The organism is Actinomycetota bacterium, assembly GCA_005774595.1.
Classification (GTDB): domain Bacteria; phylum Actinomycetota; class Coriobacteriia; order Anaerosomatales; family D1FN1-002; genus D1FN1-002.
Genome location: VAUM01000159.1, coordinates 1 through 4,327 on the forward strand (window position 1 = coordinate 1; position 4,327 = coordinate 4,327).

Sequence of the window (4,327 nt, forward strand, 5' to 3'; positions counted from 1 at the left end):
GGCCGCCTCTGGCTCGTCCGCCGCATCGAGCGTCTCGCCCGCGCGGGACGCGCCTCCAGCGGCCGGCGCGGTCATCGGCCGCGCGTCCGCGAGCACGGTGAGACCGCCTGCCCGCGTGGGCACGAGCAGCGCCACGTCGCCGTAGCCCATGTCGGCCACGAGCTGGAGGTTGTCCGCCACGTTCGCGAGATGCTCGCGAACGGCGGCGGGGAGACGGGATGTCGGGTCGTTCTCGGACATGCGGGCGGCCTTCCGTGACGCTCGTTTCCGCCTGCGAGTATAGGCGAGGGGCGCCCGGTACCGTCCCGGACGCCCCTGCCACGCACCCACGACGGCGGGTCCGGCGAAGCCCCGCGCCGTCGTGAGGACCACTTCGTCACAGCGTCGCGAGGGAGTGTATGCCCCCGCGGGCCGCGGCTCGAACACCGGCCACCGTAGACGCTGCGCTAGAATGTGGCGGCGCGCGTGGGCGCGCCGTTGACAACCGGCATATGGGCGAGTGGCGGAACAGGCAGACGCGGCGGTCTCAGACGCGATCTTGAGTGCCCCGGGGGAAACCCCGGGTGCAGAACGCCTCAAACTCGGGGAAAGCTGCACCGCAGTACGCGGCATGCCTATCCCGAGCCAAGCCCCCGACAAGCGCGGGGGAAGGTGTAGAGACCAGACGGGGCGCGCCCGCAACGGGTAGTGCCGTGGGCGAAGGGATGGTCCGGGCCACGAACGGTTCCTGCGGGGACCGGCGGCGAAAGCCGTGGTGGTGGAGAAAAACCGCTGGCCGAAAGGTCATGAGGGTTCGAGTCCCTCCTCGCCCACCATGCCGGGGTCAAGGCCTGGGACGCTGGCATCGCGTCCCTATGAGGCCGTGGCAGCAGTTCGCGGACGCGCCGCACTTCGCCGACGAAGGATTCTGACACCGCGCCTCGCGGCCGCGCGCCTACTCCAGCGCCGCCGCCTGCTGCCGCGCCCGCTGCGCCGCAGCGGAGTCGCCCGCGGCCTCAGTGCAGGTGCGCATAGATGAGCGTCCGCACCGTGTTGCTGACCGCACCCGTACCGCCGAGGAACCGCACCTCGGCGATGGTGTCCCTGTTCGCGTCGAGAACCGTCGCGACTGACGGGTCCAGAGAGTTCGCGCCAGTCAGCAGCAGTACTGAGCCGCTCATACCTTGGAGCACGCCGCCGGCGAGTGCGTCGGGGAAGTTGGTCCCCGTGGCGAACGCCACGTTGTTCCAGCCGAGGCCGAAGCAGCGGTCGACGCCGTACTGCGCGATGATTGCCGCGGTCTCGTAGCGGTTCGATCCGGCCAGCCGGTTGACGTTCGCGTCACCGAAGACCGCGACGAGCGACGCCTCCGTCGAGGAGGGCACCGCCCCCGTGCCGCCGAGCACGAGCACAGTGCTCACGCCACTGGCCTGCATCTGCGCGAGTGTCGCATCATCGATGCCGTTGGTCGAGCTTGTGAGGTACAGCGGCCAGCTCGCCGACGCTGCGAGCGGTGAGGCGCCAAGCGCGTCGGGGAAGTTGCCGCCCGTCGCCACGAACGCGGTCCCGTCGTACGCGGCGCCGAGCCTCGCGATCGTCGCGGCGGCCACGAGATTCGCCGTCTCATAGCGATTCGCGCCCGCGATGCGCGAGACGTTCGCATCCCCCAGCTGGGCGGCGAGTGCAGCCTCGACATCCGGTTCGACCGCCCCGATGCCCCCGACGATGATGGCGCGCGTGGCCCCAAGATCACCGATACACGCGGAGACTGAAGGGGGCAGCTCGTCGCGGCCGACCAGCAGCATCGGCCCGTCGTAGGCACCGGCCAGCGCCGACCCGCCGAGCGCGTCCGGCCAGTTCGCCCCCGTCGAGACGATCACGGTGTCCGCACCCTGCGGAAGGAAGCCCTCTCTTGCGGCGGAGACGGCAGTCTCATACCTGTTGGCGCCTGCGATCTGCGCGAAACTCGCGTCCGCAGCGCGAAGCTCAACCGTCACCGCTGCGGTCTCTGATGCTGCGATCGTGATGGTCGCAGCATCGGCGGCCGTCGCTGCGGACGCGTACCATCGAGGCGCGTAGAGGCCGCGGAACTCGTCGCTGAACTCGAGTCGGTAGTCACCGGCGGAGAACGCCTCCTCGAACGAGAAGTCCCCGGACTCCTGCGTATAGGTGCTCCGCGCGACCACCCACGTGTTCCCCGATCGGTGTTCCCACAGATCGACCCTCACGCCACCAACACGCTTGCCGTCCGGGTCGACGGCACTCCCGACGAGGTTGCAGCCCAGCGAGACGGTCGCATCCTTGCCTGAGACATCGGGGCCGACAACGATGTCGTCCGCCTGATCGATTCCTTGCGCCAGCCCGTCGGCGCTCCAGTACCGGGTGCCACACGCGACGAACGGGAGCGCCTCGTCAGTCCGCGCGCCGAACTTGAGGCGGTAGGCCCGCCCGCCTTCCAGCCCCCCCACGACGTACGAACCATCCGCGCCTGTCCTCGCTACCGCGACAGCACTCTCAGGGAAGGCGTCGGTCGAACCGAGGCGAACCGTGCGCCATTCCCCGGTCGACGCATCTGATTCGAGCGCACGCACCTCGACGCCGGCGACTGGCTGACCGCTCGCGCCGCGCACCGTGCCGGATATCGTCGACGCAGTCGTCAGTGACGCATCCACCGTGCGGTAGGCGGCAGGCACCGGCGAGACGGTCACTGTCGCGGCCAGCGCGGACGAAGTCACGTCGGCGTGGAACTCGCTCGAGAGACGCAGCGCCGGACCGAACTGGATTCTGTAGTCACCCGCGGGGAGTCCGGTCACATACCTGCCCGCGCTGTTCGTTCGCACCTGACCTGCGCATTCCCAGGTGCCGCCCGTCCGCCGGTAGAACGTCACCGGAACGGTCGCCGTGGGAAGTCCGCTGGCGTCCAGTCGAACGATCCCGGTGATACCGCCGAGCGTGACGCCAGGGTCGGCTTCCGCGGTCGGATCGAGAGCCATCGTGATGGCGACGCTCGCGGTTGCCGCCGTCGAGACGGTCAACGTCGCGCTCGATGCGCCCCCGTAGACCTTCCCGATGGCGAGTCCCGGCTCGTCGTCCCGGTCCGCGAGCACGTGGTAGCCGCCGTTCGGGACATGCGAGAAGACGAACGACCCCGAGGCGTCCGTCGACGTGGGCGTGAACGTCCATGAGTTCGGCGCGTCGCTGACGAGCGCGATGCGGGTACCCTCAAGGCCGACGCCCGTCTGCGCGTCGGTCACCACACCCTGGACCGACCCCCAGCCGGGTGCGGCATCGACCTGCCCGTCGACGAACGCCCGAGGCTGGAACTCCGTGAGAGGAATGGACCACGCTGATGCCGTATCGGGAACGCTCATCGGCACCGCATACCATTCCGTCGTGTAGAAGACCCCCGGCTGGGACGCGAATCCGAGTACGTCGGAGCCGTCATCGAAGCGTACGAGGTAGTCCTGCGCGCAGTCCATGCCCCTCATGCTCCACGTGCCGTCGACGTCAGTCTCCGTGACCGCGATGATCCCGAGCCCTGACAGGTCCCGGATGCTGACCTGGTGACCGGCCATCGCCACGCCGCCGGGGCCGGTCACCGTCCCGGACATGTAGGTCGAAGCCGCCAGCTGGACGTCCACACCGGACGTGGCCTCTGCCGCCCCGAGTACCACGTCGCATCCGGAATCGAGGGCCGTCGAGGTCGTAGTGCCAGCGTAGACGGCGGGGCCGCCATAGACACGATCGGAGTAGAACTGGTTGTTGAGAGCGTCAGACTCTGGCACGACCAACAACCGGTACGTGCCCGGCTCGAGGCCGGTGACGGAGTACGCACCGCTCGTGTCGGACAGCGAGCGTACCGCCGCCTCCGCGAGGCGCCACTCCCCAGTCTCGTCGTCCCGGGAGTATGGGTAGACCGCTGCACCGGACACCGGATGGACGCCCCCGCCCCATCCGCTGGGCCATACCGGCGACGTGATGGTGCCGTGGATCTCCGACGCCTCCTCCAACGCAACGTCGACGCCATGCGTCACGTGAGTGGGTGCGACCGTCACCGTACTGGCCGTTCCGATGTCGACTCCGCCGTACCAGGCTGAGGCATAAGTGCGCGCAGGGTCGAAGAACCGCAACTTGTACGACCCGGCGGGAAGCCCGTCGGCCCGCCAATCACCGAGGACCGTCGAGCCGGCGGCCGCCGGTTCCGCGACCCAGCCCTCGATCTCGTCCCATCGGAAGCACTCGACCTGGACTCCGCGGACGGGATCCCCGGTGGCTGCGTCCGTTACTGAGCCCGCGCACGAACCATACTCCTGCCCGATGGAAGGTTCCTCGCCGAGAACCGCACTGG

Annotated in this window: 3 protein-coding genes; 1 reads left to right on the forward strand and 2 read right to left on the reverse strand. The window is 69.2% G+C overall.

Annotated features, from left to right (window positions below):
* A partial coding sequence (locus tag FDZ70_06940) for a hypothetical protein (GenBank protein TLM75314.1) occupies window positions 1–612 on the reverse strand: 612 nt, incomplete at its 3' end.
* Here FDZ70_06940 and FDZ70_06945 point away from each other — a divergent pair.
* Window positions 500–688: a hypothetical protein gene (locus FDZ70_06945; protein TLM75315.1), complete on the forward strand. Its 189-nt coding sequence runs from the start codon at window positions 500–502 to the stop codon at window positions 686–688. The genes FDZ70_06940 and FDZ70_06945 overlap by 113 nt on opposite strands.
* A 307-nt stretch (window positions 689–995) precedes the next feature.
* On the opposite strand, the gene FDZ70_06950 is transcribed toward FDZ70_06945, so the two are convergent.
* Window positions 996–2,972: a hypothetical protein gene (locus FDZ70_06950; protein TLM75316.1), complete on the reverse strand. Its 1,977-nt coding sequence runs from the start codon at window positions 2,970–2,972 to the stop codon at window positions 996–998.
* Window positions 2,973–4,327 lie beyond the last annotated feature (1,355 nt).